24 protein-coding genes are annotated in these 24,970 nt (G+C 54.5%); 20 read left to right on the top strand and 4 right to left on the bottom strand.

Features of this window, described 5'->3' with window-relative positions; genetic code table 11:
- The first annotated feature begins 130 nt into the window (after window positions 1-130).
- From ABIE48_RS32235 to ABIE48_RS32245, 3 genes are all read left to right on the top strand, one after another.
- Window positions 131-1,909, top strand: a complete 1,779-nt coding sequence (locus ABIE48_RS32235) for a DUF5050 domain-containing protein (protein ID WP_192716855.1) — start codon at window positions 131-133, stop codon at window positions 1,907-1,909.
- A 70-nt stretch (window positions 1,910-1,979) separates the two neighbouring features.
- The gene (locus ABIE48_RS32240) at window positions 1,980-2,405 is read left to right on the top strand and encodes a DUF1801 domain-containing protein (RefSeq protein ID WP_192716854.1); all 426 of its coding nucleotides are present in this window, start codon (window positions 1,980-1,982) and stop codon (window positions 2,403-2,405) included.
- Window positions 2,406-2,562: 157 nt separating this feature from the next.
- The gene (locus ABIE48_RS32245; protein WP_354520399.1) at window positions 2,563-4,608 is read left to right on the top strand and encodes a bifunctional diguanylate cyclase/phosphodiesterase; all 2,046 of its coding nucleotides are present in this window, start codon (window positions 2,563-2,565) and stop codon (window positions 4,606-4,608) included.
- A gap of 93 nt (window positions 4,609-4,701) precedes the next feature.
- Here the strand turns inward: ABIE48_RS32245 and ABIE48_RS32250 are convergent, their stop codons facing one another.
- Both ABIE48_RS32250 and ABIE48_RS32255 read right to left on the bottom strand, forming a co-directional pair.
- The gene (locus ABIE48_RS32250) at window positions 4,702-4,935 is read right to left on the bottom strand and encodes a hypothetical protein (protein ID WP_145027678.1); all 234 of its coding nucleotides are present in this window, start codon (window positions 4,933-4,935) and stop codon (window positions 4,702-4,704) included.
- 303 nt (window positions 4,936-5,238) lie between these two features.
- Window positions 5,239-6,009, bottom strand: a complete 771-nt coding sequence (locus ABIE48_RS32255; protein WP_260869492.1) for an ArsR/SmtB family transcription factor — start codon at window positions 6,007-6,009, stop codon at window positions 5,239-5,241.
- A 193-nt stretch (window positions 6,010-6,202) separates the two neighbouring features.
- Here ABIE48_RS32255 and ABIE48_RS32260 point away from each other — a divergent pair, with 193 nt between their 5' ends.
- From ABIE48_RS32260 to ABIE48_RS32325, 14 genes are all read left to right on the top strand, one after another.
- A complete protein-coding gene (locus ABIE48_RS32260) occupies window positions 6,203-6,754 on the top strand; it encodes an NADPH-dependent FMN reductase (RefSeq protein ID WP_192716852.1) in 552 nt (183 codons plus the stop codon).
- Window positions 6,755-6,868: 114 nt separating this feature from the next.
- Window positions 6,869-7,219: an ester cyclase gene (locus tag ABIE48_RS32265; RefSeq protein ID WP_192716851.1), complete on the top strand. Its 351-nt coding sequence runs from the start codon at window positions 6,869-6,871 to the stop codon at window positions 7,217-7,219.
- 47 nt (window positions 7,220-7,266) lie between these two features.
- Window positions 7,267-7,671: an ester cyclase gene (locus ABIE48_RS32270; RefSeq protein ID WP_192716850.1), complete on the top strand. Its 405-nt coding sequence runs from the start codon at window positions 7,267-7,269 to the stop codon at window positions 7,669-7,671.
- 64 nt (window positions 7,672-7,735) lie between these two features.
- Complete coding sequence (locus ABIE48_RS32275; RefSeq protein WP_192716937.1) at window positions 7,736-8,476, top strand: SDR family oxidoreductase; 741 nt, start codon at window positions 7,736-7,738, stop codon at window positions 8,474-8,476.
- Window positions 8,477-8,539: 63 nt separating this feature from the next.
- Window positions 8,540-8,914, top strand: a complete 375-nt coding sequence (locus ABIE48_RS32280) for a MerR family transcriptional regulator (protein WP_192716849.1) — start codon at window positions 8,540-8,542, stop codon at window positions 8,912-8,914.
- Window positions 8,895-9,386, top strand: a complete 492-nt coding sequence (locus ABIE48_RS32285) for a GNAT family N-acetyltransferase (protein WP_354520403.1) — start codon at window positions 8,895-8,897, stop codon at window positions 9,384-9,386. Before ABIE48_RS32280 ends, ABIE48_RS32285 begins: the two co-directional genes overlap by 20 nt.
- Before the next feature lie 211 nt (window positions 9,387-9,597).
- Entirely contained in the window at window positions 9,598-11,292 is a 1,695-nt protein-coding gene (locus ABIE48_RS32290; RefSeq protein WP_354520405.1) for a PrpR N-terminal domain-containing protein, read from the top strand.
- Between the two features lie 177 nt (window positions 11,293-11,469).
- On the top strand, window positions 11,470-12,432 hold the full coding sequence (locus ABIE48_RS32295; RefSeq protein ID WP_192716847.1) for a 2-keto-3-deoxygluconate permease: 963 nt from the start codon (window positions 11,470-11,472) through the stop codon (window positions 12,430-12,432).
- 39 nt (window positions 12,433-12,471) lie between these two features.
- Window positions 12,472-13,770 carry a four-carbon acid sugar kinase family protein gene (locus ABIE48_RS32300; protein ID WP_192716846.1) on the top strand — a complete coding sequence of 433 codons (1,299 nt, stop codon included), beginning with the start codon at window positions 12,472-12,474 and terminating at the stop codon, window positions 13,768-13,770.
- A 2-nt stretch (window positions 13,771-13,772) separates the two neighbouring features.
- The gene (gene pdxA / locus ABIE48_RS32305; protein ID WP_145027695.1) at window positions 13,773-14,780 is read left to right on the top strand and encodes a 4-hydroxythreonine-4-phosphate dehydrogenase PdxA; all 1,008 of its coding nucleotides are present in this window, start codon (window positions 13,773-13,775) and stop codon (window positions 14,778-14,780) included.
- A gap of 301 nt (window positions 14,781-15,081) precedes the next feature.
- Complete coding sequence (locus tag ABIE48_RS32310) at window positions 15,082-16,077, top strand: substrate-binding domain-containing protein (RefSeq protein ID WP_192716845.1); 996 nt, start codon at window positions 15,082-15,084, stop codon at window positions 16,075-16,077.
- On the top strand, window positions 16,074-17,555 hold the full coding sequence (locus ABIE48_RS32315; protein ID WP_192716844.1) for a sensor histidine kinase: 1,482 nt from the start codon (window positions 16,074-16,076) through the stop codon (window positions 17,553-17,555). The genes ABIE48_RS32310 and ABIE48_RS32315 overlap by 4 nt, the downstream gene beginning before the upstream one ends.
- A complete protein-coding gene (locus tag ABIE48_RS32320) occupies window positions 17,530-18,879 on the top strand; it encodes an AraC family transcriptional regulator (RefSeq protein ID WP_192716843.1) in 1,350 nt (449 codons plus the stop codon). The genes ABIE48_RS32315 and ABIE48_RS32320 overlap by 26 nt, the downstream gene beginning before the upstream one ends.
- Window positions 18,880-19,165: 286 nt before the next feature.
- The gene (locus ABIE48_RS32325; RefSeq protein WP_192716842.1) at window positions 19,166-20,560 is read left to right on the top strand and encodes a sugar porter family MFS transporter; all 1,395 of its coding nucleotides are present in this window, start codon (window positions 19,166-19,168) and stop codon (window positions 20,558-20,560) included.
- Window positions 20,561-20,679: 119 nt separating this feature from the next.
- Here the strand turns inward: ABIE48_RS32325 and ABIE48_RS32330 are convergent, their stop codons facing one another.
- Window positions 20,680-21,717: a C40 family peptidase gene (locus ABIE48_RS32330; RefSeq protein WP_145027706.1), complete on the bottom strand. Its 1,038-nt coding sequence runs from the start codon at window positions 21,715-21,717 to the stop codon at window positions 20,680-20,682.
- 285 nt (window positions 21,718-22,002) lie between these two features.
- Between ABIE48_RS32330 and ABIE48_RS32335 the strand changes: the two genes are divergently transcribed.
- Window positions 22,003-22,812, top strand: a complete 810-nt coding sequence (locus ABIE48_RS32335; protein WP_145027708.1) for an alpha/beta fold hydrolase — start codon at window positions 22,003-22,005, stop codon at window positions 22,810-22,812.
- Between the two features lie 30 nt (window positions 22,813-22,842).
- On the top strand, window positions 22,843-23,832 hold the full coding sequence (locus tag ABIE48_RS32340) for a sensor domain-containing diguanylate cyclase (RefSeq protein WP_145027709.1): 990 nt from the start codon (window positions 22,843-22,845) through the stop codon (window positions 23,830-23,832).
- 49 nt (window positions 23,833-23,881) lie between these two features.
- Here the strand turns inward: ABIE48_RS32340 and ABIE48_RS32345 are convergent, their stop codons facing one another.
- Window positions 23,882-24,220 (bottom strand): winged helix-turn-helix transcriptional regulator, encoded by a 339-nt coding sequence (locus tag ABIE48_RS32345; RefSeq protein ID WP_145027711.1) that lies wholly within the window; start codon window positions 24,218-24,220, stop codon window positions 23,882-23,884.
- A 169-nt stretch (window positions 24,221-24,389) separates the two neighbouring features.
- Here ABIE48_RS32345 and ABIE48_RS32350 point away from each other — a divergent pair, with 169 nt between their 5' ends.
- Window positions 24,390-24,947 (top strand): NAD(P)H-dependent oxidoreductase, encoded by a 558-nt coding sequence (locus tag ABIE48_RS32350; RefSeq protein WP_145027713.1) that lies wholly within the window; start codon window positions 24,390-24,392, stop codon window positions 24,945-24,947.
- Window positions 24,948-24,970: the final 23 nt, after the last annotated feature.

The raw sequence follows: 24,970 nt of genomic DNA on the forward strand, positions 1-24,970 counted from the left end.
GGAGTTTAGCACAGAACTAGAAACATATTCCTTTCTCCGGACGTCTATAATCTAGGCGGTCCCTGGCAGATCAATTGAGCTAGGTTCGTCTGAGATGAGATTAAATTTCTGAGGGTAAGGAGAAGTTTCGATGTCGACAAAATTCAAGTTAACCAGTTTGCTGCTGTCTGCGGCTTTGGTATGCGGGGCGGTACCGGCTTTTGCCGCGGAGAAGGCGGCGGCTCCCAAGCCTCTAAGCCAAACCTTCGACAAGATGGTCATCATTCCTTATGATTATCACGGAAAAGCTTTTATTAACGGGGAGAAGACCGACCTTTACGGTGATTATGACATCGTCCAGCGCAGCGGAAGGGTTCTGGTGCCGATCCGCCTCATGGGAACGCTGGCCTCGCAGTTCCGCTCCCAGGGTGAGTGGCAAACGATTTGGGAAGCAAAAAATCCGGATGACGTTACTTTTGTGAACTATGGGCTGAAGAAAACGATCAAGTTCAAAGTGAACAGCACCACAATGCTGGTGAATAACGAGTCCAAAAAGATGGACGTGGCTCCGCAGAAAATCGGTGGCCGGGTCGTTCTGCCCCTAAGAAGCGCAGCGGAGGCGCTGGGCAAAAATATCCAGTGGCTGGACGGTCTGATCGTGATGGGAGACGAAGTCGTTGACGAGAAGAGTGCCGAAACACTGGCTGTCAAAAACCGCATTTTAACCCAACTAAAGGACACCCGGAAGCCGGTGACGGATGAAAAGGTACTGACGCCGATCACTAAATACGGAGACGCGCTGTACTATTATAAGCAGATCTATCAAAGCAGCGGCACCTTAGAACGGCTATATCGGAAGGCTGACGGCAAAAAGGAAGTTCAGGTTAACATTCCGGGGGAGCCGGCACTGCACAGTGCTAAGGTCATCGGGCACGATCTGTATTTCGTATCGACGGTGAGCAACCAAGGGGTTCTGTATGCTTTGGACCTGACCAACAATAAAGTTCGGAAAGTGAGCTCGCTCGCAGATTGGAAGCCGTCGGACGGCTGGCTGCAGAATGTCTCGATGATTGACAATGAGCTGTACGTGAACCTACACAGCGGCGATCTCACGATTGGATCGGAGACGTTGTATCGAGTTCAGAATGGCTCATTGAAAGAGGTGACAGGTGCCAAAAGCATAATCGGTCCTGTCAAATCGGGTGATTTCCTGTATCATGCCGATTTTAACATTATGGGCAAAACGGTCGATAACTTAAGCCGGGTTAATCTCAAGACTGGGGAGAATAAAGCGATCGGCCAGGACGACTTCGTTTATGCCATCAACCGGAAGCAGCATGACGGGGGCGGGACCAGCTACAGCGTTAATGACGCCATTTACGTCAAAGGGGGCTTTGTGTACGTGCTCGGTTACAAAGACAACGACCCGAAGGATGAGGGCTCGGTGTACAAAGTCAACCCGTCTGACCAGACGCAGGTGAAGCTTACTCCTGCCGCCGGTCCGTTCTGGATGGTGGATAACCAGATTTATTATGTGGACGGTGCGACCGGTTATTTGGCCAAGACCGACGTGAATGGAGCGGAGCCAAAAACCGTGATTTCCAGAAAGGTGCTTAATGCCCAGCTGTTGAATGGCAGCTTGTACTATACCTCGAACGATGCCGGTAGTTCCTACGATCCGGGCATCCTGTACCAATATGACTTCGCGACTGGCAAGGAAATCAAGCGCAGCGACAAGCCGGTAAGCTCTTACTACATTGGAAAGAATACGATTTACTACCTGTCGGAAGGCTACGATCCTGGAATATACAAGATTGACGGGAAGGGGAACACCCGTCTGGTATCCGACCGGATCCAAACGGCAAAGCTTACGGATGAAGGTTTGGTGTACACCTTGACCTACAAGGAAGGGGTTTATTCGGTAAAATAAACCGATTCCGTTGGTCTGCCCGGGTAAACGGGCAGGCCATTTTATTTTCCTGCAAAAAGGAGTGGTGACCATGTATGAGCTGAAAACGAAAGAAACCGATGACAGTGTGCTCGACTTCATCGAACAGGTGGAGCATCCCGGCAAGAAGCAGGATGCGTATTGGCTGCTGGACATTTTTACAGAGACGACGGGGTATCCTGCGAAAATGTGGGGGCCGAGCATCATCGGCTTCGGTTCGTACCATTACAAGTATGCGTCAGGTCACGAAGGGGATGCGCCGCTCGTCGGCTTTTCACCCCGCAAAGCCAAGATTAGCCTCTACTTCGCCCCTGGTGAAGAACAGCGTGAAGCCCTCCTGAAGGACTTGGGCAAGCATACCTCCGGCAAAGGCTGCGTCTATATCAACAAGGTTGCGGATATCGATGCAGACGTGCTGAAGGCGCTGATCCGGCAGTCGGTAAAGCATTTGCAAGAAACCTATCCGGCTGGGGAGTGACAGCAGGCTATCGGGGTCACAGAGCCGTGTCGATAGGCGGTAAAACTCGTGCAGAAGGTGGGCGAAAATTAGCGAATTTTGCTAAAATACTTCTTTCGTTTTGGCGGGACGCTCCTTTATACTTGCTCTATGAGTTTTACTGCGCTGACAACAAGGAGTGAGCCCCATCGTCCTGCTACATGAATCATATAATTTATGGATCGTTATGCTCTCGTTCATCATCGCCGTATTTGCGTCCTATTCGGCTCTCAACTTAGCGGCCAAAATATCAAGGTCGCGGGGCAGGACGCAGAAATGGTGGCTGGTAGCCGGCTCCTGCGTCATGGGCAGCGGGGTATGGTCCATGCATTTCGTCGGTATGCTTGCCTTCCATTTGAACGTGCCTGTGAATTACGATATTCCGATTACGCTGCTATCGATGCTGTGCAGCATTGTGGCGTCATTTATTGCATTCCAAATGCTGCTGTCCAAAGGCGTGAACTGGGGCAAGTTTGCCTTGAGCGGGTTCTGCATGGGCAGCGGCATCGTGGCGATGCATTATACCGGGATGGCCGCCATGCGCCTCCCGGCTGAGATTATCTATGACCGGTCTTATTGGCTGCTCTCGGCAGCCATTGCACTGGCGGCTTCTTACGTGGCGCTGCTGCTGTTCCTCCGCTTTCGCGATCATACCGAGGTCAGCTGGTGGAAGTGGGTTTCGGCTCTGATCATGGGACTGGCCATTTGCGGCATGCATTTTACCGGCATGAAGGCAGCCGATTTTTGGTGCGGGAACCCGAATGCGATTGTTTCTACCGATGCCGGGGAAATGAACCTTTTACTGCTGGCCGGTGTGACGATCACGACGTTTTTTATCCTGATGGTTTCGTGGGGAGCGATGTTTTTCGACCGTCACGTGTTGGAGAAAATGGCCTACAGCGACCCGTTAACCGGGCTGCCTAACCGGCATGACCTGAATCGGCTGCTTGGCGAGGGAGTCGACACCTCGAAGGAAACCGCCGTTTTGTTTATCGACCTGGATCGCTTTAAAACGATCAACGATACGCTGGGCCATGACATCGGCGACATGCTGGTTCAGGAGGTGGGAAGACGTCTAAGCGGGTATCTGCAGCAAGGCCAGAAGGTGTTTCGCCTAGGCGGTGATGAATTTCTCGTGGTTGCGGAAAACTGCGGTCAGGCCTTGGCAGAGGAGCTTGCGTCCGGCATTTTGGAGGTCGTCACCCGACCGTTTGTCCTGCAGGGCAATGAGCTGTACATTACGGCCAGCATTGGCATTAGTCTGGCGCCCAAGCATGGAACGGACCGGGCGTCACTGTTGAAAACATCGGATACGGCCATGTACAATGCCAAGAATGCCGGCAAGAACCGGTACTGCGTATTTGATGACGACATGGATAAAAGGCTGCTGCGCCGGCTGGAATTGGAAAAGGATATGCGTGGAGCGTCGGAACGCCAGGAGTTCTATGTCGTGTATCAGCCGAAGTGGGATGCCCAGACGGATACTCCCGTCGGACTCGAGGCGCTGATGCGCTGGCCGCACCCCAAATTCGGCGTCGTCTCACCAGATGAATTCATCCCCATCGCCGAAGAAACCGGACTGATTATCCCGATGACCCGGTGGATCCTGGAAGAGGCCTGCCGCCAAAACAAGGTGTGGCTCGACAAAGGCATGCCTTCGATGATCGTGTCGGTCAATGTGTCTGTGCGCTTGTTCGAAAGCCAGCACCTTCTGTACATGGTAGAACATGCGCTTCGGACGACCGGGCTTCCGGCCCGGTACCTGGAGCTGGAGATCACCGAATCGACGATGCTGTACGATGTGCCCGATATGATCCGGCAGCTGAATGAGCTGCGCGAGATCGGAGTGCGGATATCGATGGACGATTTCGGATCGGGGTATTCCTCGCTCGGATCCCTGAATCAAATTCCGATCGACACGATCAAGATCGATCAGCTGTTTGTCCGGGAAAGCGATTCACCCTCCAAACGGGCGATCGTGGGCGCCATCATCGATATGGCGCTCAAGCTTCATCTGGAGCTGGTGGCTGAGGGCGTCGAAACGAGGGAGCAGATCGATTTTCTCCGCGCATCCGGGTGCAACGTGATGCAGGGATATTTCTACGGCAAACCGATGAATATCGAACAGATGGACGAGTGGCTGCTGCAGAATGCGGGCAGGCCGCTCGGAGAAACGTTGGTTTGAATAAAATAAAAAGGATGCCGGTTGTAGCTGGCATCCTTTTTTTACAGGCTATTTTATTTTTGGTGACCTGGAAGATTCTGATATTTCGATAACTTAATCATCTTCGGGATGGCTATAGGTGAAATTCTCAACATGGTTGATAGAATCGTTCCGCTGGTTCTGAACCAAGGATTTCAGCTCTCGGACCTCCCGGCGTAAATGCCGCAGCTCGGTACGCATATTGGATTTGTCCACGGCCAGCCGGACCAGCAAAAAGAAAATTGCCGCAATAACTCCCCACATTACCAGAATAGCTACCAGGCCCCCCACGCCAACAGCACTCATCATAACATTTCATCTCCCTTCTCCATCGCTATCAGTTATCTGCTATATAAGCAGGGTGGAGTTCACACAGCTTATAAAGGACGCTCGTTGACATCTATTTATAACAACGCCTTGGAAGCACAAAAGTTAGAGAAGTGTGGAGAAGTTCTGCTATAGGCCTGAAAAGATCGAAGATAAGAGCACGAAAACCCACTCGCAGACAGTCGCGACTGGGCCTTAAGAATGCTTTATGTTTAATTCCGGCAATACGAGGCGGAATCTGCTTTCGTGATACCTGTACGCCGCTTCGCTGCTTGCTGAAACACCTTACATATCCGCCAGCGTAGACCCCGTTTCCAGGAACGTTTTCAATCCGGAAAGGACGAACGGCAGGCCGTTCTCCAGCACGCCCGCGGTAGGGAGCGCCTGTTCGAAATCGTCATGGACGGCCGTAACGAGCGTGACGCCGGGGATTTCCGCATGCTGAGCGATCTCCCACGTGACGCGGGAAGGCGCATCGTTCTCCGTGCCGGGCAGATTCACAAACTGCCAGCTCACGGCCAGCTTATGCGGGCGATCCAATTCAAGGATGACCCCCTTGACCTTCTTTTCCCCCTCCGGGCCCAGCAGTTCAAAGGAAGAGCCGATTTCCCAGGAGGATTGAATGGCACAATTGAACCAAAACTTTGACGTTTTGGCCGGGTCGGTAATCGCCTGCCACACCTGCTCGGGACTCGATTTAATGGCAATCCGGTTGACATGCTTCGGTTTGGTTTCCATTTGCGTCTCACGCTCCAATTCGAATTGAAGTGATGTTAATCCTGCCGCCCAAGGTTCGGCGTATTTGCTGACCCATCGTTCGTATATCTGGCGGATGGGCACGGCGTTAAGGTAGTGCAGCTTCTCCCGGCCGACCTTCCTAGTTGTAATGAGTCCGGCTTCCTCCAGCAGGTTCAAATGCTTCATCACGCCGAACCGGGACATGTCGAGCGGGGCGCACAAGTCGTTCAGCGTCCGTCCGTCATGCGCCTGCAGCAGGTCCAGAAGGGTGCGGCGCGTGGGGTCGGCGAGGGCTTTAAATATTAGATTGTCCTCCAATCGTAACACCTCCTTTACCTCATGCATTAAAAAAGTGGAGCAATGCCCTTGACATGTTACCATATAGTAACGTATTATAATCTCATCAAGAGTGACAATATAGTCACATATTATCATACCCCAAATCGTTTGTCAGCCGGCAGGTGTTTAAGTGCTGATGCAGCGCCGGGGAGTCCAAAGGAGGATGTAGGAAATGAAAATGACTTTGATTGCCGGAAGCAACTATGCGGGATCCGTAAGCACCAGGCTCCTTCGTTATTTGGAAAGCCAACTGGCCAGCAGCGGAATTAAGGTTTCGTTCGTGGACATGAGAGAGCTTCAGCTCCCGCTGTATTCGCCGGAAGCAGGGCAAAATCCGGGGGCTATACGTCTGCAAAATGAGATCATTAATGCAGATGCGCTGATTTTGGCCACACCGGAATACCACGGATCTATCTCGGGTGCGCTGAAGAATGCCCTGGATTATTTGACGCCGGGACATGTGGAAGGCAAGCCGGTTCTTTCCGTAAGCTCGGCAGGCGGACCGCTTGGCATCAGCTCGCTGACCCATCTGCAGACGATCATCCGCAACCTGCATGGCGTCAATTGCCCGGAATGGATTTCCGTAGGGTACGGTTCGAACGAATTTGGCCCGGATGGCGCGCCTTTGGATGCAGGAGTGAGAGAACGGGTCACTACAGTTCTTGGACCATTTATAAAGATGACCCGGCTGCTTTCCGCAGAGACGGCAGGGGTGACCGGATAGACAGCATATTTTTTTGCACAATATGTGACCAAATGGTAACGATATGATTTGCAACCATTAGACGAGTGCGCCGGAGTATTTTGAATATGACCAACAAAAAGGAGACGGATCGTTATGAACACAACGCGGCAGCAGCAGGTGGAAGCGGCAGTAAAATGGATCGAAGAGGCATGGAAGGCAGGGACGCTGAGCCAAACGGGGCAAGCATTTATCGGTCAACTGGAAGAGGCATTTACGGACCGGCAATACGAAGTGGATGAGGTTATGGTCCAGGGAGAGAAGGTCATTGCAAGGGTGGTCATCATCGGCAAGCACACCGGGATATTCGCAGCAATTCCCGCTACGGGAAAAACGGTACGGATCACGCAGTTCCACGAATTCACGGTGAACGATGGGCGGATCGTTCATCGCTTCGGATGGTATGACACCGGTACGCTGCTCCCCCAGCTGCAAGCTGGTGCCTGACATGACCTGTATGATACGGCAAATATAAATTAGAGGAGATGGACCCTATGACAACGCTGGAGCAAAAAAATACCGAGGTGGTTGGAGCTTTTATTCAGGCGTTCTGGAACAGCAACGATCTGAGTGCAGCGGATACATTTACGACTGAAGATTACCGGGAGCTCAGCTATCAAACGAAAGAAGGGTTGAAGCAGTTTGCCGCCAAAATCCTGGAGGCCTTCCCGGATAAGCAGTATACGGTAGAGGAAATCATCGCCGAGGACGACAAGGTTCTCGTTCGGATGACGGTCCGGGGCACCCACCAGGGCGTGTTCTTCGGCACCGCACCGACTGGACGCAAGATGAATGTGACGCTGTACCGCCAGTACCGCCTTAGGGACGGCAAAATCGCGGAACATCGCGGCTGGATCGATATGGTGACGATGTGGAGCCAAATTCAAGCCTTGACCTAGAGCGCGCTCAAGGTTCTATACTGGGAACCATCTTACCCGTAAAGAAAGGATGGTACCCATGATCATGGACGCGGTGCAAGGAAAAGTGGTTATTTTAACAGGAGCCTCCAGCGGTATCGGAGAAGCAACGGCCAGGGTCCTCGCCCGAAGCGGAGCCCAAATGGTGCTCGCAGCAAGGCGCGGAGAACGGCTCAAGCAGCTACAGTCGGCGATTGAGCAGGAAGGAGGTACGGCGGTCTACCAAGTGACGGATGTGAGCGTGCAGGCGCAGATGGAGGAGCTGGCCCGGCTCGCCCTTGACACATACGGACAAATCGACGTGCTGGTGAATAATGCAGGGATCATGCCGCTGTCTTATCTGCACGAGAAGAAGATCGAAGAGTGGGACCGGATGATCGATGTAAACGTGAAAGGTGTGCTCTATGGGATCGGGGCTGTGCTGCCGCATATGCGGGAGCGCCGGCAGGGGCACGTCATCAACGTCTCGTCGGTGACCGGGCACATCGTCCGCAAAACGTGGGCGGTTTACTCAGGCACCAAATTCGCCGTTCGGGCAATAACCGAAGCACTGCGCCAAGAAGAAGCGCACAATAACATCCGCACGACGATTATTTGTCCGGGAGGCGTCGATACCGAGCTGGTGCACACGATTACGAACGAAGAAGTGAAGCGGGACATCGAAGCTTCCATGGACATCGCCTTAACCCCGGAGGCCATCGCTCACGCTATTGCCTACGCCATATCCCAGCCCCCGCAAACGGCTGTCAATGAAATCATTGTAAGGCCCACCAGGCAGGAATTATAATACGAATAACCATGGCTCACCTGTCGTCAGGTGGGCTTTTTCGCTTAGGAGGGATTTGGAGGCATGAGTTACTCGATCGGGGAAGTGTCGGCCCAAATAGGTTTGTCAATCCATACGCTGCGGTATTATGAAAAAGAAGGCATCATGCCGGGCGTTCAGCGCAACGAAAGCGGTATCCGCCTGTACGAAACGAAAGATATCGAAGCGCTGGAGTTTATCTGCTGCCTGCGGGAAACGGGGATGGGCATCGCTGACATTAAACAATTCGTCAACCACGCGACCACCATTCAGGAGCGGCTGGAGCGGCTTCGGGAACAACGGCAGAACGTCCAGGAGCAAATGGCCCGGTTTAAGAAATACGAGGCTATGCTGAATCGCAAAATCGGCCTTTATGAAGACATGGCCCAAGGAGACTCCGATGAAAAACACCATGAATAACGTCCGGCTCGCCTTATATCACCGGGATCACGAGGCTGGACTTGAAGCTTTTACGCTGCCGGAGGAGCAGCATGAATTCACCGCATTGCCGTTTGAAGTCATACAGAACGCACTGGAGCGGGAGGAGCGGCACCCGATCGTCATTTTGGGGGATGAAGAGCCGGTCGGCTTTTTCATTCTGGATGCAGGGGAAGACCGGAAGCAGTACTCGGACAACCCTAATGCCCTGCTGCTGCGGGCCTTCTCCATCGATCACAGGCACCAGGGACAAGGGTACGCGACGCTGTCTCTGCTCGGCCTGAATGAGTTTGTCAAACAGCATTTCCCGGCGGCCGATGAAGTAGTCCTTGCCGTTAATATGAGAAACGCTGCCGCGCGTCATGTCTATCTCAAAGCGGGTTTCCGAGATGAGGGACGCACCCGGATCGGGCCGGCGGGTCCGCAGCATATTCTGGTACTCGGGATATCATAAAGTACTTTGCAGCGCAGGCTGATCCATTGGCTTGCGCCGTATTTTTTAAGCGCGACTGCAGCTGCTGGCTCTGAATTCCCTCCTCCATAAAATGACCTTTTCCTGGTGTCGCCTTCACCAAACTACCCGCAGACAAGACTAAAATTGCATACCACCCGATTATATGCTATGACTGAACTACAATCTTAAAGGAATATAGGTGTGGGATCAGATGAGAATAAAAGCCCTGTTTATAGCTCCATATGCAGCCATGGAAAACTTGATCGACACGTGCCGTGCGGAAGAGAAGGATCTGGACCTTCAGATCCGGGTCGGAAATCTTCAAGAGGGGGTTGCCATCGCCAAGCAGGCGGAGGCCGAAGGGGTCGACGTCATCATCAGCCGCGGCGGAACGGCCAAGCTGATCGGGGAGGCCGTCGATATCCCCGTCGTCGACGTGCATGTATCCGGTTATGACATGCTGCGGGTATTGACGCTGGCGAACGATTTTCCACGGAAAAAAGCGATTGTCGGCTTTCCCGCCATCACCCTCGGTGCCAAGGCCATCATCGATTTGCTGGAAATTCCGATCGATATCTTCACGATCCATGACGAGGATGAAACGGAGAGCCTGCTCAGAAAGCTCAAGGAGGAAGGCTACCAGCTGATCATGGGGGATGTGGTGACCTTCGAAACGGCGTCCCGGCTGGGGCTTGTGGGTATTCTGATCCAGTCCGGGCGCGAAGCGATTTTCGATGCCTTTCAGGAGGCGAAGACCGTCTCCCGGTGGATGATGAAGAACCGGCTGGAAATCGAAAGGCTCAAAGCTGTGCTGCAGGTCACGGCAGGGGATGTGATGGTTCTGTCGGAGAACGGGCAGGTCGTGTACGAGCAGTGGAAGCATTTCGATTCCCGTCCCGTTCCGCATGTCGGCTTGGATCACCACGCTTTCCGGGAGACGGCGGCGGTTCGGGAGACCAGCCATGCGAGCGATGCTGAGGGCAGGCCGCTGAAGATCGTCAAAACCCGGGTCACGGTGGAAAGTGGGGCTTATTTGGTGTGCGAATTTTCGCGCGTCCATATGAATTCGCCGGCCGAGGCGGTTTTGCAGGTGAAGACGGGCACGCCGCCGCTGATCATTCATCAGAGCGAAGCGATGGACGCTTGTTTGTCGATGATCGACCGATGCCTTTCTGCATCCCGGTTCGTCCTGATCGGGCCGAGGGGGGCCGGCAAGGAGTTGATCGCGCGTTATATTCATGACCGCAAGTTCAGCGGGGAGGGCCTGCTCGCCTCCGTCCAGGCTGCGGATATGCTGGCCCTGGAGCCCGACGAAGTCGACGCAGAGATCAGGACGCTGCATATCCACGCGCTCGATATGATGGATAGCAGCCTCAGGGCCGAGCTGTGGCGGAGAATGGACGCTTTTCAGGGAAAGGGAATCACCCTCATCTTCTCGATGGTTGAAGAGCAGCATTTATGGGGAGCCTATGAGGACGGAATTGTCCGGATTCATGTTCCTGCGCTGGCGGAGCGAAAAGAGGATATCCGGGAGCTGGTCACCTCGTTTTTGCTGTATTTTAACCAAACGCAGGGCACCTCGGCCATTAAAATGACGGACAAAGGGCTGGCCCTGTTGATGGACTACAGCTGGCCGGGCAACGTATCGGAACTGAGGGCGCTGCTTCAGGAGGCGGTACTTTTGGAAAAAGGGTACGTCATCGAGCACGCCTTGATCGAACAGCTGCTGCAGCAAAAAGGCGAGGCTGCCGGAGCGATCGGCGGAGATCTGCTGAACGGCACGCTGGAACAGATTGAGAAAGCGATCATTGAGAAGGTGCTGGAGCAGGAGGGCTTTAACCAGACCAAAGCGGCGAAGCGCCTGAACATTAACCGGTCGACATTGTGGAGAAAGCTTAAGGACTGATATTGGATTCTTCATTGTTGTTTAAATATGCAACACTTTTGGTTAAATGAATTTTATTTAGCTAAAAAGTGTTGCATTATTTTTTGTAAACGTTTATCATAATCGATGTAATCGTTTTATGTAATCGCTTTTACAAAACGAACTGTTTAAATTTACAACACAGGAGATGACACAGCCATGAAAATAAAGGCAGCCATTGACAAAGTCCCCGGCGGGATGATGTTGATCCCATTGCTGATCGGCGCCCTGATTCGGACGTTCTTTCCGCAAGTATTCGATATGCCGGAATTTAAGAGCTCGTTTACAGGCGGTCTATTGACCGGTACATCCGCGCTGCTTGCCGCCTTTTATATTTGCTTAGGATCGACGATTCGGTTTCAGGCAACCGGTTACATTTTGAAGAAGGGCGTCAGCCTTTGGGTAGGTAAAATCGGTACGACCTTCCTGATCGCCCTGCTGATCAAAGCGATTTTCCCGGATCAGAACAATCTGTTCCTGGGGCTGTCGGCTCTGGCCATCATCGCGGCATTCTCCGACACCAACGGCGGCTTGTACATGGCGCTAATGGGACAGCTCGGCAAGAAAAAGGAAGACGTCGCCGCGTATTCGATCATGTCGCTTGAATCCGGCCCGTTCTTTACGATGCTCATTCTCGGTGTCGCCGGCCTTGCCAGCTTCCCGATTATGGCATTTGTCTTTGCCCTTCTGCCGCTTTTGCTCGGCATGATCCTCGGGAACCTCGACGAGAAGATGCGCGAGTTTCTGAGCAAGGGACAGGATGTCATCATCCCGCTCTTCTCGCTTGCGATCGGCGCCGGCATTAACCTAACCAATGTGGTCAAAGCCGGATTCTCCGGTGTCATTCTGGGGATTGGTGTTGTCGTGATCACGGGCATCGTCCTGTTCCTGATCGACCGCTTGACTGGCGGCGACGGCGTGGCCGGGATCGCGGCGTCGTCTACAGCGGGTAACGCTTCGGCAGTTCCGATGGCGGTTGCCGCAGTGTACTCCGGCTACAGCAGCATTGCTGCGGATGCAACGCTCCAGGTAACGGCATGCGTCATTGTGACGGCGATTCTGACCCCGCTTCTGACGACCTGGTTCGCAAGAAGGGCGCAGCGGCGGAGTTCACAGGCGTAAGTGGCATGGACAAGGAATCAAGTAAGGGAGTCGTTCAACATGCAGCATATGTACATTATCGCAGATGATTTGACGGGAGCTAACGATGCCGGCGTGCAGCTGTCCAAGATCGGGATCACGTCAACCGTGTATCTCGATTCCCAAGCTGCTCCGGCCAAGCCGAACGGGGATGTTGCCATTATCGATACGGACACCCGGGCTGCCGGTGAGCAGGAAGCATACGACAACGTTTCTAAAGCAAGCACTTTGTTTTATCAGCAAGGGTATCATCAAGTATATAAAAAAATGGACTCGACCTTACGGGGGAACGTGGCTGCCGAGCTGGCAGCCGTCGTTTCCGTTCATCAGCCGGAAGTGGTCGTGATTGCTCCGGCGTATCCGAAGATGAACCGTCAAACCCTTGACGGTTATCAGCATGTCCACGGGCAGCGCGTCTCGGAGACCGAATTCGGTCGCGATCCCAAAACGCCGGTCAAGGACAGCTTCATCGCAAATCTGTTTCGGCCGTATGCGGGTCAGCAGAGCATCGTCCTGATCGACCTTGCGCAGCTGCACGGGCCGGCGGAACGGCTGATGCAGACGATCGAGGAACATACCGCACTGGGGCGGACCTGGTTTATATGCGACGCGGCGACGGATGAAGATTTGAAAGGAATCGCCGAGGTTTTTGCCCGGGCGGGTAAAAAGACAGTATGGGCCGGTTCGGCCGGCCTGATCGAGTACCTGCCGGAGGCGCTTCAGCTGGAGCGAACCGCTGACCGTCCGAAGGACCGGCTCCGGGTCGCCAAGACGCTGACCGTGTCCGCCAGCTTGTCGCAGGTGACCAAGCAGCAGCTGGAGAAAGTCCGGTCGATGCCGGACACCTGCTTCGTGGAGCTGGACCCGGTGGAGCTGATCAAGCGCACGTACGCTATGCCGGACGTCATGGCTTCCTTGGCCAAGGAAGCGGACAAGAAGCATTTTGTATTGTTTGTCGATTCGTCGGTCAACAATAGAGAAGCGACGAGGCGGCTGGAAGCCGAACTCTCCATCGGAAAAACCGAAATCGGCGAGACGATTTCCAGAGAGCTCGGGGCGATCGCCCGGGAGGTTTTAGGCACATACGAGGACATTAACGGCCTGGTTCTAACCGGCGGCGATACCGCCAAGGCGGTATGCAATCAGCTGAACATGAACCAGATGCAGCTCTGCACCGAAGTGGAGGCCGGGCTTCCGCTCGGGAAGCTGCGCGGCGGAGCGGATACAAGAGAGTACTGGGCCGTAACGAAGGCCGGAGGATTTGGTAACGAGCGTTCTTTGATGAATGCGTTGATCTATATGAGTGGAGAGGATGAATGAAGATGAGCGAAACCAAAGCTGTCATTGGCATTACGATGGGGGACGGAGCCGGAGTCGGACCCGAAATTATTCTGAAGAGCCTGCAGAACCAGGAGATTTACGACCTGTGCCATCCGCTGGTGATCGGGGATGCCAAAATTCTGAACCGGGCCAAGGCTTATGTCAACAGCAGCCTGAACGTTGAAGCGGTGACTGAGGACCAGCTCGGCAGTCTGAACTATGAGCACGGCACTGTCTACTGCCTTGACCTGAATCTGCTTAGCGAAGACCTTCCGCTTGGACAGGTGTCGGCCGAAGCCGGCCACGCGGCGTTCGAGTATTTAGCCAAAGCGATCGATTTGGCGAAGAAGCAGCAGATCGACGCGATCTGCACCGCTCCGCTGAACAAGGAAGCCCTGCATAAAGGCGGCCACAAATACCCGGGGCATACGGAAATTTTGGCCGATCTGACGGGAACGAGCGAGTTTTCCATGATGCTCTCCGCGCCGAACCTCAAGGTGATCCACGTCACCACTCACGTCGGCTTGATCGATGCGGTGAAAATGATCAATCCGGAGCGTGTTTACCGCGTCATCCAATTGGCGCATGAGACACTGACGAAGTCCGGCATCGCGCAGCCGCGCATTGCTGTCTGCGGCATCAATCCGCATGCGGGCGAGAACGGCCTGTTCGGCTACGGCGAGGAAGAGGAGAAGGTCGTGCCCGCCGTGCAGCGCGCCCAGGACGAGGGCATCAACGTCGTCGGACCGCTGCCTGCGGACACGCTGTTCTTCCGCACCGTCCGTGGCGACTTCGACATCGTCGTTGCCATGTATCATGACCAAGGCCACGGACCGGTCAAGGTGCTCGGCCTTGATGCAGGCGTGAACATCACCGTCGGCCTGCCGATTATCCGCACAAGCGTAGACCACGGCACCGCCTTTGACATTGCGGGAAAAGGGATCGTGGAAGAGAAGAGCATGATGGAAGCGATCCGCCAGGCGGTTGAGCTGGCGCCGAAGAAACCATAAATCAAGCTTGAGAAGTAGATGGCTCCTTAGATGGGGGCCATCTTTTTTATTTCCCAGGTTCCCTCGATTATCGTTCAGAAAATATTCGGAAACAATTCAGCGGCTTTTCATTCAAATGCTATACTGTTGTAATGGGAACCTCCCGGACTTACGTCTTAACAATGATAGGGGCGGCTGGTTTTCCGCATACTAAAAATTGAATGAACTAAAGAAATGAATATTATAGGGCTGTATTGGGCCGGGAAGCATTTACGAAAAAGGTCCGATCACGTTGTATACATCTCATTTGGGCTAAGGAGGGATGCTCGTGCTCAAACGAATCTGGCCCTTCGGGCTGATTGTTCTTGTTCTCATTTTTGCGTATATTCTGGTCCGGTTCTTCCTCGCGTCCATGACCATCGGTGATTTGGTCGGACAGATCCGGCTACAGCGGGCCGACGATCCGTCCGTTAAGCATGTCGTGCTGATCGCCCAGGAGCTCGACAACCCGTTCTGGCGGGAAATGGAGCAGGGGGCGGAGGAAGCGGCGGACAAGCTGGGGATGCGGATTGATTATACCGGCCCGATCCGCATCAATCCCGCCGAGCAGATGAGGCTGCTGGAAAGGGCGATTGCATCCGGACCCGACGGCATCCTCGTGCAGGGAATCGTGGATCCGGACTACGATGCGCTGATCCAAAGAGCCACAGGGCAAGGGATCCCGGTAATCACTGTGGATGCAGACGAACCAGGCAGCTCCCGCCTGGCTTATGTGGGAACCGACAACCTGGGAGCGGGAAAACGAATGGGCGAATTGGTGCTGAGGGAAGCGGCTGGCGAAGGTAAGATCGGCGTCATGATCGGAAGCGAACGGGCCGAAAATATGCAGCTGCGCTTGGCAGGATTTCGCTCGGTGATTTGGGCGGCCCCGGGCTACGCTATTGTGGACGTCCGCGCGTCCAACATCTCGCGGATCGGGGCGGCCAAGCAGGCCGAGGCGATGCTGAAGCAGCATCCGGATATCCAGACGATCGTCGGCTTCAGTTCTCTGGACGCGGCCGGAATCGTCGAGGGCATCCAGGCTGCGGGCAGGACGGGAATCCGCGTATACGGCTTTGACGACCTGGCCATGACCCGGCAGGGGATCGAGCAGGGCGAAATCGCGGCGTCCATTGTGCAGTCGCCGAAAGAAATGGGGGCCCGGTCGATCGGCCTCCTGAACGAGCACTTTCACGGCAAGTCCTTTGCGGCCGAGCATTTTATCCCGACGAGCGTCTTGGACAAGGCGGCGCTGAAGCTGGAGGTGGCCGGCCCATGAACATGCGCCGGATGCTGCTCATTGTAATCCCTGCCTTGTTTGTCCTGACGAACGCGGTATCGTTTTTTATTTTTCAAAGCGGACGAACCGTTCAGCAGAGCTATAATATGATGCTGGACCGGGTATTACTATACAAACAAATCGATGCGGAGACCCGCAGCAATTTAAGCGCCGTCAATGTGTATCTGACGGACCGAAGCGAGCGGAGCCGGCAAATCTATCAGGAGCATCAGAGTCAGCTGCGAAAGCTGCAGACGGAACTGAACGCCCAGGACGCCATTCCGACCACGGAGCTGAGCGTACGGAGCTACCGCAACCTGCTGGAGACGTTTCTTGCGCAGGAATCCGGCATCCTGCAGGCGTTAAGCGGCAAGACCCCGCTGGCGTACGCCAATTCCTATGCGGCGGCGGAGAAGACGGCCGGTTTCATCCAGGAAGAGGCGTATCGGCTGATCGACCAGGAGCTGAGCTATTATCAGCCCCTCTACCGGAGCATTCTGACGCAGACCGACCGGATGAACCACTGGGGCGTCGCCTTGTTTATATTCAGCACGTTGATCAGCGTGCTGCTGGCCTACTGGATTTCCCTCCGCATCACCAGGCCGATCCGGCAGCTGGCCCGGACAGCCCGGCAAATTTCGGACGGCAACCTGCGGGTGAAACCGCCGGTGATGAAGAGCCGCGACGAGTTTCGGATTCTGTCCGAGGCATTCGTACAGATGCAGGACAATTTGAAATCACTGATCCGCAAGGAAAAAGAAGGGCTGGAAAAGGACCGGCTCGTCAAGGAGTTGGAGCTCGAGGTGCTGCAAAACCAGATCAATCCTCACTTCCTGTTCAATTCCCTGAACGTGCTGTCCAAGCTGGCGCTGATCGAAGGGGCCGAGAAGACGAGCGATCTCACGGTCACGATGTCCAATCTGCTGCGTTACAATCTGCGCCAGCTGGACCGGCCCGTGCCGCTCCGCGATGAGGTGGAGCACGCGAAGGAGTATTTTACGATTCAGCAGGCCCGCTTTCGCGACCGCATCCGGTTCGTCACGGATATCGACGAGAAGGCTCTGGATGTACTCGTGCCGGTGCTCACGCTGCAGCCGCTGCTGGAGAACGTGTTCGTGCACGGCATCGAAGGTATGGAAGAGGGGGCCGAGGTTCGGCTTGCCGTTTCTGCCGTGCCGGGCGGGACACGGATTGCCATTTCCGATAACGGGATCGGGATGAGCGAGGAGGTCCGGCGGTCGCTGCTGGATACTGATGCACCGCGGCTGCGAGATCAGGGAGGCGGAGAAGCCCGGCACCCCGCAGGGCACTCGACGGGCCTCGGAACCCGCAATGTGTTTAAGCGCCTGGAGCTGTTTTATGACAGAAAGGATTTGATTGACATTGTCAGCGAGCCCGGGAAGGGGACGACGGTCTTTTTGAACATCCCTGCCGCACGAAAGGAGGACGGCCATGTATCGTCTGCTGATCGCCGATGATGAAGCGCTGGAGCGGGAAGGTATCGAATGGATTGTGAACCGGATGATGCCGGATACGTTTGAAACGATCCATGCGGAGAACGGCCGGATGGCCATACAGAAGGCGGAAGAGCACCGCCCGCACATCGTCATGATGGACGTGAGAATGCCGGGCATTCAGGGGCTGGAGGCATTAAAAGAGATTAAAGCCCAAAATCCGCAGGCCAAAATGGTACTCATCACCGCTTATGAAAATTTTGAATACGCCAAGCAGGCGATAACCCTCGGCGTGCACGAGTATCTGGTCAAGCCGGCCAAAAGGGAGCAGATCGTTGCCGTGCTAAGCCGGCTGGTGCAGGAGCTGGAGGAGGAGCAGCACAAGCGCGATGAGGAGCTCGCGGTGCGCGAGCAGTTCTTTCAGCTGCTGCCGCTGGCCGAGACGGAAATCGCGCTGCATCTGATGTCGGGCCATGTCAATGAGACGGAGACAGGCCATCTTGCCGATATTTTGCAGCTCCCGGTCGACAAAGGCTGTTCTTTGGTGCTGGGACTGTCCGAAATGGGGGACGCCAAGAAAAAAGTGTACGACACCGTAAAAACGGCGGCGCACGCAGCTCCGAAAGACGGCTACGGCACGGTCGTCAGCTCGCTCATTCACAGCCATATGGCCCTGTTCCTGCTGGGGACGAGGCAGACTGGCGACTCGGCGCTGGCCGAAGGCGCCCGTGAGCTCGGCACACGGCTGGCTGATGTGCTGAGGGAGCAGTGCGGGATGGCCGTGCCGGTCGGCATCGGAACCGTCCAGAATCGGGCGGAAGGAATCAAGCGGTCTTATTACGAGGCGGTTTTCGCCTCCAGGTATGATCAGGAAGGGAGCGGCATCTGCCGCTTTGAAGACCTTGTGCAGGCTTCGGGCGCCGGCGGAACGCATGCAGAGAAGCTGATCAACGGATCCAGCGATGCCGGAGAGAGCGCCTATGTTGAATTGGCGATCCGCCAAATCCGTGAAGAACGGGAGCAGCGGACCACTAATATGCTGGACCGGGCGGTGCTGTATATCAGGGGCCGATTTCAGGAGGAGCTGTCGCTCGAGGATGTGGCGGAGCATGTCCACTTGAATCCTTACTATTTCAGCAAGGTATTCAAACAGCAGACCGGGGAAACCTTTATCGACTACGTGACCCGGCTGCGGATCGACAAAGCCAAGGAGCTGATGAAAGACGGCCGGTACAGCATGAAGGAGGTCTGTTACCAGGTGGGGTATAAGGATCCGAATTATTTCAGCCGGGTATTCAAAAAAGTGACGGGCCTCACGCCGTCCGACTACAGAGTGCAGCACCAATGAGAGACAAAAGTCCATGCCGCATGCGGGCATGGACTTATTTGTGATGCAAGCCGAATTTGTGCTAGTCCAGGCTTAACAGGCGAATGACGGAGCGATTTTATGCTGATCTACCGCAAATAAGTGAAGGGAATCGAAAGCGGATGCAAAGGTCCCCCATGTTACAATGGATGTAGGCTTTTAGTGATGATTTCTTGGATTTCATCGATCCAAATAGATTGAACTAAAGAAGTGTTGCATTGAACTTTAGGTCATTCTATCCAAATTAATGACATGGAAGGGATAATATATGAGCTCTATTACTTTGGAACATAGCAGCGAGCAGGATAACCAGAAGATCAGCATGAAGTTCGTGACGCTGGTGTCCATCGTAGCTGCTTTAGGCGGTTTGCTGTTTGGTTTTGATACAGCTGTTGTATCGGGCGCCATCGGTTTCATGGAAAAGCGCTTTAACCTGAACGATTTCCAGACAGGCTGGGCGGTTTCCAGCTTGATCATCGGCTGTATCCCTGGAGCCCTGTTCTCCGGCATGCTGAGCGACAAGTTCGGCCGGAAAAAAGTCATCATTGCGGCAGCGCTTCTTTTTATCATCGGATCCATTGGCTCGGCCATACCGAATACGTTCAGCGGGTTTATCATCGCCCGGATGATCGGCGGCGTTGGCATCGGCATTACATCCACCTTGTGTCCGCTGTATAATGCGGAGATCGCCCCGGCCAAATACCGTGGCCGCCTCGTCGCATTAAACCAACTGGCAACGGTTACAGGAATTTCGCTCGTATACTTCATCAATCTGTGGATCGCCGGCATGGGTGACGACGCTTGGGACGTGTCGAGTGCCTGGCGCTGGATGTTTGGCTTCGGCGTCATTCCAGGCGCACTGTTCCTTGTGCTGCTGTTCTTCGTGCCGGAAAGCCCAAGATGGCTGATCAAGCAAGGCCGGGCAGCCGCAGCGCTGCCGATCCTGCTCAAAATTCACGGCGAAGAGCTGGCGAAGCAGGAAGTGCGGGATATCAAGGAGTCGTTTAGCCAGGAAAAAGGATCGTTCCGCCAGCTGTTCAGCCCGGGGCTGCGCATGGCGCTGATCGTCGGCGTCGGACTGGCGATTCTGCAGCAGGTGACCGGCATCAATGCGGTCATGTATTATGCGCCGGAGATCTTTAAAGAGACCGGTGCCGGCACGAACGCGGCGCTTATTCAAACGATCTTTGTCGGCGTGATCAATCTCCTGCTTACGATCCTGGCCGTTTGGCTGATCGATAAAGTGGGGCGGAAAGCGTTGATGCTGGTCGGATCGGCCGCGATGCTGATCTGTCTGGCCGTCATCGGAACGGCGTTCCAAACCGGACATACCTCCGGCCCGCTTGTCCTGATCTTTATTCTGATTTACGTAGCTGCTTTTGCAATCTCGCTCGGACCGGTGGTGTGGGTCCTCATTTCGGAGATCTTCCCGAACCGGGTCCGCGGCATCGCGACGGCCATTGCGTCGATGGCTTTGTGGATCGCCGACTACGTCGTATCCCAAGCCTTCCCACCGATGCTGTCTTCGGCAGGTCCGGCGGCTACCTTCTGGATCTTCGGCGTCATGTCGCTGATTTGCCTCGTGTTCACTTGGCGCGCGGTACCGGAAACCAAAGGAAAGTCCCTGGAGGAAATGGAATCTATGTGGGCGCAAGGAAAATAATACGAAATGTAAAAGGGGAGTTTCCCGGGTCGATGAACCTGGGAAACTCCCCTTTTTTGTGTGTTGATACAACCGGGTATGGACTACCGACATCCACCGGTTTCAGCCTGCGATCCGGGTTACAGAATCCGGCGCGCCGTGACGAACCGTTTTTTCCACTGGCCGTCAAAGGCTTCGACGTGAACGCCGAGCTCTTTGGAGTACGTGTGCAGAATTTGATTATTGCCCATATAAATGCCAACATGGCCGATATCCAGCCCGCGGGCGCTGAAGAACAGCAGGTCCCCTTTGCGCAGATCGCTTAAGGACACTTCCTTGCCGGCCTTCGCCTGGTCGTAGGACACGCGGGGCAGCTCGACCGACAGCACATCCTCGTAAACCCGCTTGACGAAGGAAGAGCAGTCGAATGTCTTCGTCTGGTCCGGAGAAGCCCCAAATTCGTAAGGAGTGCCGAGGAACTTCTTACCGTAAGCGATCAGCTCGTCCGCCTGCATGTCGGCAAGCGAGGCGCTGGCATAGTCGGTATATTTCGGCTTGGCCGATATGTATCCCGTTTGGTGGTTTTCCGTCTCCACTTCCAGCCAGAGGGCGTTCATCTCGCGGATGACATGCACCTTCTGTCCGGCGGCAAGCATGCCGAGTGACGTCGCATCGCTCGCTGAATCCGGCTTGCTCCGCAGGTTCACGCCCCAGCGGATCGAAGTCTCAAGCGAAACTTTGGAAGTAATCCGTACCGTGTGCGCATCCGGCTGCCAAGCGACCTCGCTGCCCAGCGCTTCGCTCACAAAGCGCAGCGGCACGAGGGAATATCCGCCGGAGATTTGGCCGGGCACCGTCACTTCGAGGGCTTGTCCGTTCAGGTTTGCGGTATGTTCGCCGATCCGGTAGGTCAGCGTGGTGCCTCCCTTGGTGGCCTTCAGCGTCTTCGTGGCATTATCCCACGCCAGCTTGGCCCCTTGGCGCTCAAAGAGGCCGCGCATCGGCACGAGTACCGTGCCGCCGACATTCAGCGGCTGCACTTCGGTCTGCAGCTGCTGGCCGTCCAGATAGACGGCGATCGGCTTGGAGGATGCCGGAGCGGCATCCGCATAGACCGACGTGCCTGCGATCATGGCAGCGGCCAGGCCGGCAAGAACCGCCCCTTTTTTTCTCATCATGTTATCATCACCTTGTTTCAACTGGATTGACGGTTCGTGGATGATGAACCGGCATAGGAACAGGGACTCCCGGCGGGTATCTTTACCAAGAAGTCCCTGTATAGTTGGACGAGAGGGAGGGCGATTGGTTTTGTTCTTCAGCATTGGTAAATATATGAAATGGTTATGCTCTAAGTGGATATCCTGTATTTAACCTGGCATCTTTTCCATCATTTGCTTGAAATTTACCGGGGCTCCCTTCACAATGGGGAGATAAGCCAATGGGACAGAATAGGGGATACGGTGATGGTTGATGTCGTGAATCGGAATCATGTGAACGTGATCGGAGAGGGCGTGCGGACGCTGCTTTTTGCCCATGGATTTGGCTGTGACCAGAGCATGTGGCAGTATATTCTGCCTGCATTCGAAGACCAGTACCGCATCGTGCTTTTCGATTACGTCGGTTCAGGCAAGTCGGATCTGACGGCGTACACGTCTGAAAAATACGGCACGCTCCGCGGCTATATGCAGGACGTGCTGGATATTATAGATGCGCTAAAGCTGGACAAGGTAACGTTCATCGGGCATTCGGTCAGTGCCATGATCGGCATGCTTGCTTCGTTGGAGCGTCCGGACTGCTTTGATAGGCTGGTGATGATCGGTCCGTCACCAAGGTATTTAAATGATGTGGATTACTTCGGCGGCTTTGATCCGGAGGATATTACCGAGCTGCTGGACATGATGGAGATGAATTTTGCTGGATGGGCCAGCTTCATGGCTCCGCTGGCCATGAACAACCCGGAACGCCCGAAGCTCAGCCAGGAGCTGGAGCGGAGCTTTATCTCGGCCGACCCGGTCATTGCCAGGGAATTCGCCGGGGTGACGTTTATGTCGGATCACCGGCAGGATCTGCCGCAGGCATCGGTTCCGGCCCTCATTATGCAGTGCTCGGAAGACAGCGTAGTGCCGATCGAAGTCGGCGCGTATTTGCACCGGCATTTAAGGAACAGCACCTTCCGGCTGATGGAGGCCAAGGGTCATTATCCGCATATCAGCCACCCGAAGGAGACGATTGCCGTCATTCGGGAATATTTGGCGGCACCGGGGCTCTCCTGAGCACCGAGTATGGAAAGGATTACAGGATACATGGATAACCGGTTAAACTACGCTCCCTGTGGTTATGTCTCCATCACCCGTGAAGGTTCGGTCGTGGATGTGAACCAAACCTTTCTGGATATGATGGAATACCGGGAGGAGGACCTGGTGGGCAGGCATATCGAATCGATCATGTCCACGGCCAACAAGCTGATTTTTCACTCGTATTTCTACCCGTACATTCACCTGGACGGCCATGTGAATGAGCTGTTTATCAGTTTAAAGAACGGCAGGGGGCAAGCGGTTCCCTTCATTCTGAACGGCAGACGGTTTGAGCAGGACGGGGTAGAGACGATTGACTGCATTCTGGTGCAGATGAAGAAGCGCCTCGATTATGAACAGGAGCTGCGCGCCGCCAAGAAGCAAATGGAGGAAGCATATTGGAAAAAGGATCAGGCGCTCGAAGAGCTGCAGCGGATCCATCAGGAAATCGAACATAAGCAGGCCCAGCTTGTGGAGATGAACGCGGTACTGGTGGAGCTGTCGGTGACGGACAAGCTGACCGGGCTCAAGAACAGGCGGTACTTCCAGGAACAGCTGGACAGCCGCCTGTCAGGCGAACCTGAATCGGGCCGGCCTCTCTCCCTGGCCATTCTCGATATCGATCATTTTAAACAGGTGAATGATACGTGGGGTCATCCTGCCGGGGATGAAGTGCTGGTCCGGCTAGGGGAAGTGCTGACGGCTTGCTCCCGGGAGGGGGATATTCCGGCAAGGCTGGGCGGCGAGGAATTCGTGCTCATTCTGCCGGATACCGATGCGCCGGAAGCCTCGGAGCGGGCAGAGCGGCTTCGGGCCGCAGCGGAGAAGGCGGACTGGCCGGTCGGGCGGATTACGGTCAGTGTGGGAGTGGCGACCGCTTCCGCCGGGGACACGGAGGCCACGCTGCTGAAAAAGGCCGACGAGGCGCTTTATGCGTCCAAGAAGCATGGACGGAATCAGACGACCCACTATAACGAACTGAATGGAAGGCTTCCTTGATGAAGGAGGCTTTTTTTCGTTGGAAGAACGAACTTTGAAGCTTCACCAGCTACAGTGTCAACCCAAACCTTTTTAACTCGATAAAGATATGCTCCAGGCGGCTTCCCTTCTCCGTCAGCGAATATTCAACGCGCGGAGGGACTTCGGGGTACACCTTTCTTGCTATAACGCCGTGATGTTCAAGCTCTCTAAGGCGTAGGGCAAGAGTTTTGGGGCTGATGCCTTCCAGCGATCTTTGCAGGTCGCTGAAGCGAAGGGTTCCCTCGATCAGCAGGTCCCGGATGATCAGAAACGTCCATTTAGTCCCGATGACGTCGAGCGTTTTGGCGATGGGGCAGAGTTCTCCCGGCGTTCCTTTGGTGAGCTCCACCGGTTCATTCAGCGGCATGGGATCATCCTTTCATTGTTAAACTATTTTATCCCATCATATCAAAAAACTATACTTTCGGAAACTATATGAAAATAAATACACTACTTCCTTTAGGGAAATTAATATCGTTATAATAGCCAAGAAAGCGGAACAGGCTTGAACTCAGACAAAAGGAAGAGGGTGCGGCGTGAAGAATGTACTGATGATTAACGGTCATCAATCATACCGGTCGTCGGAGGGGAGATTGAACCGAACGCTGTTTGATCACATGGCGGGGATACTACAGGAGCAAGATTATGCTGTGCAGACGACCATCATTCAGGAAGGTTATACCATTGAGGAGGAGAGAACCAAGTTTTTGTGGGCGGATCTGGTTATTTACCAGACCCCGATTTATTGGTTCAGCGTTCCAGGGCTTTTTAAGACCTATATGGACGAAGTTTATGCCTACGGCTTGTTTTTCAAGGGGGCTGACACCTATGGACGGGGTGGATTGTTAACCGGTAAAAAGTACATGTTGTCCACGACCTGGAATGCGCCAGAGTCGGCATTTCAGGACACCAGCCAATTTTTCGGAGGGGCCGGCTTGGATGAGGTGCTGGCGCATCTTCATCGGGCACACGAATTTCTGGGCATGCAAGGATTAAAGAGCTTCGCTTGTTACGACGTCATTAAACATCCGAAGATCGATTTGTTTTTATTGAAACTGGATGCTCATCTAAGAGAGGCGCTGCAGACCATCTAAATAAAATTCATTCTAGGAGGCAC

This window comes from Paenibacillus sp. OAE614, assembly GCF_040546645.1.
GTDB classification, from domain to species: Bacteria; Bacillota; Bacilli; order Paenibacillales; family Paenibacillaceae; genus Paenibacillus_AQ; species Paenibacillus_AQ favisporus.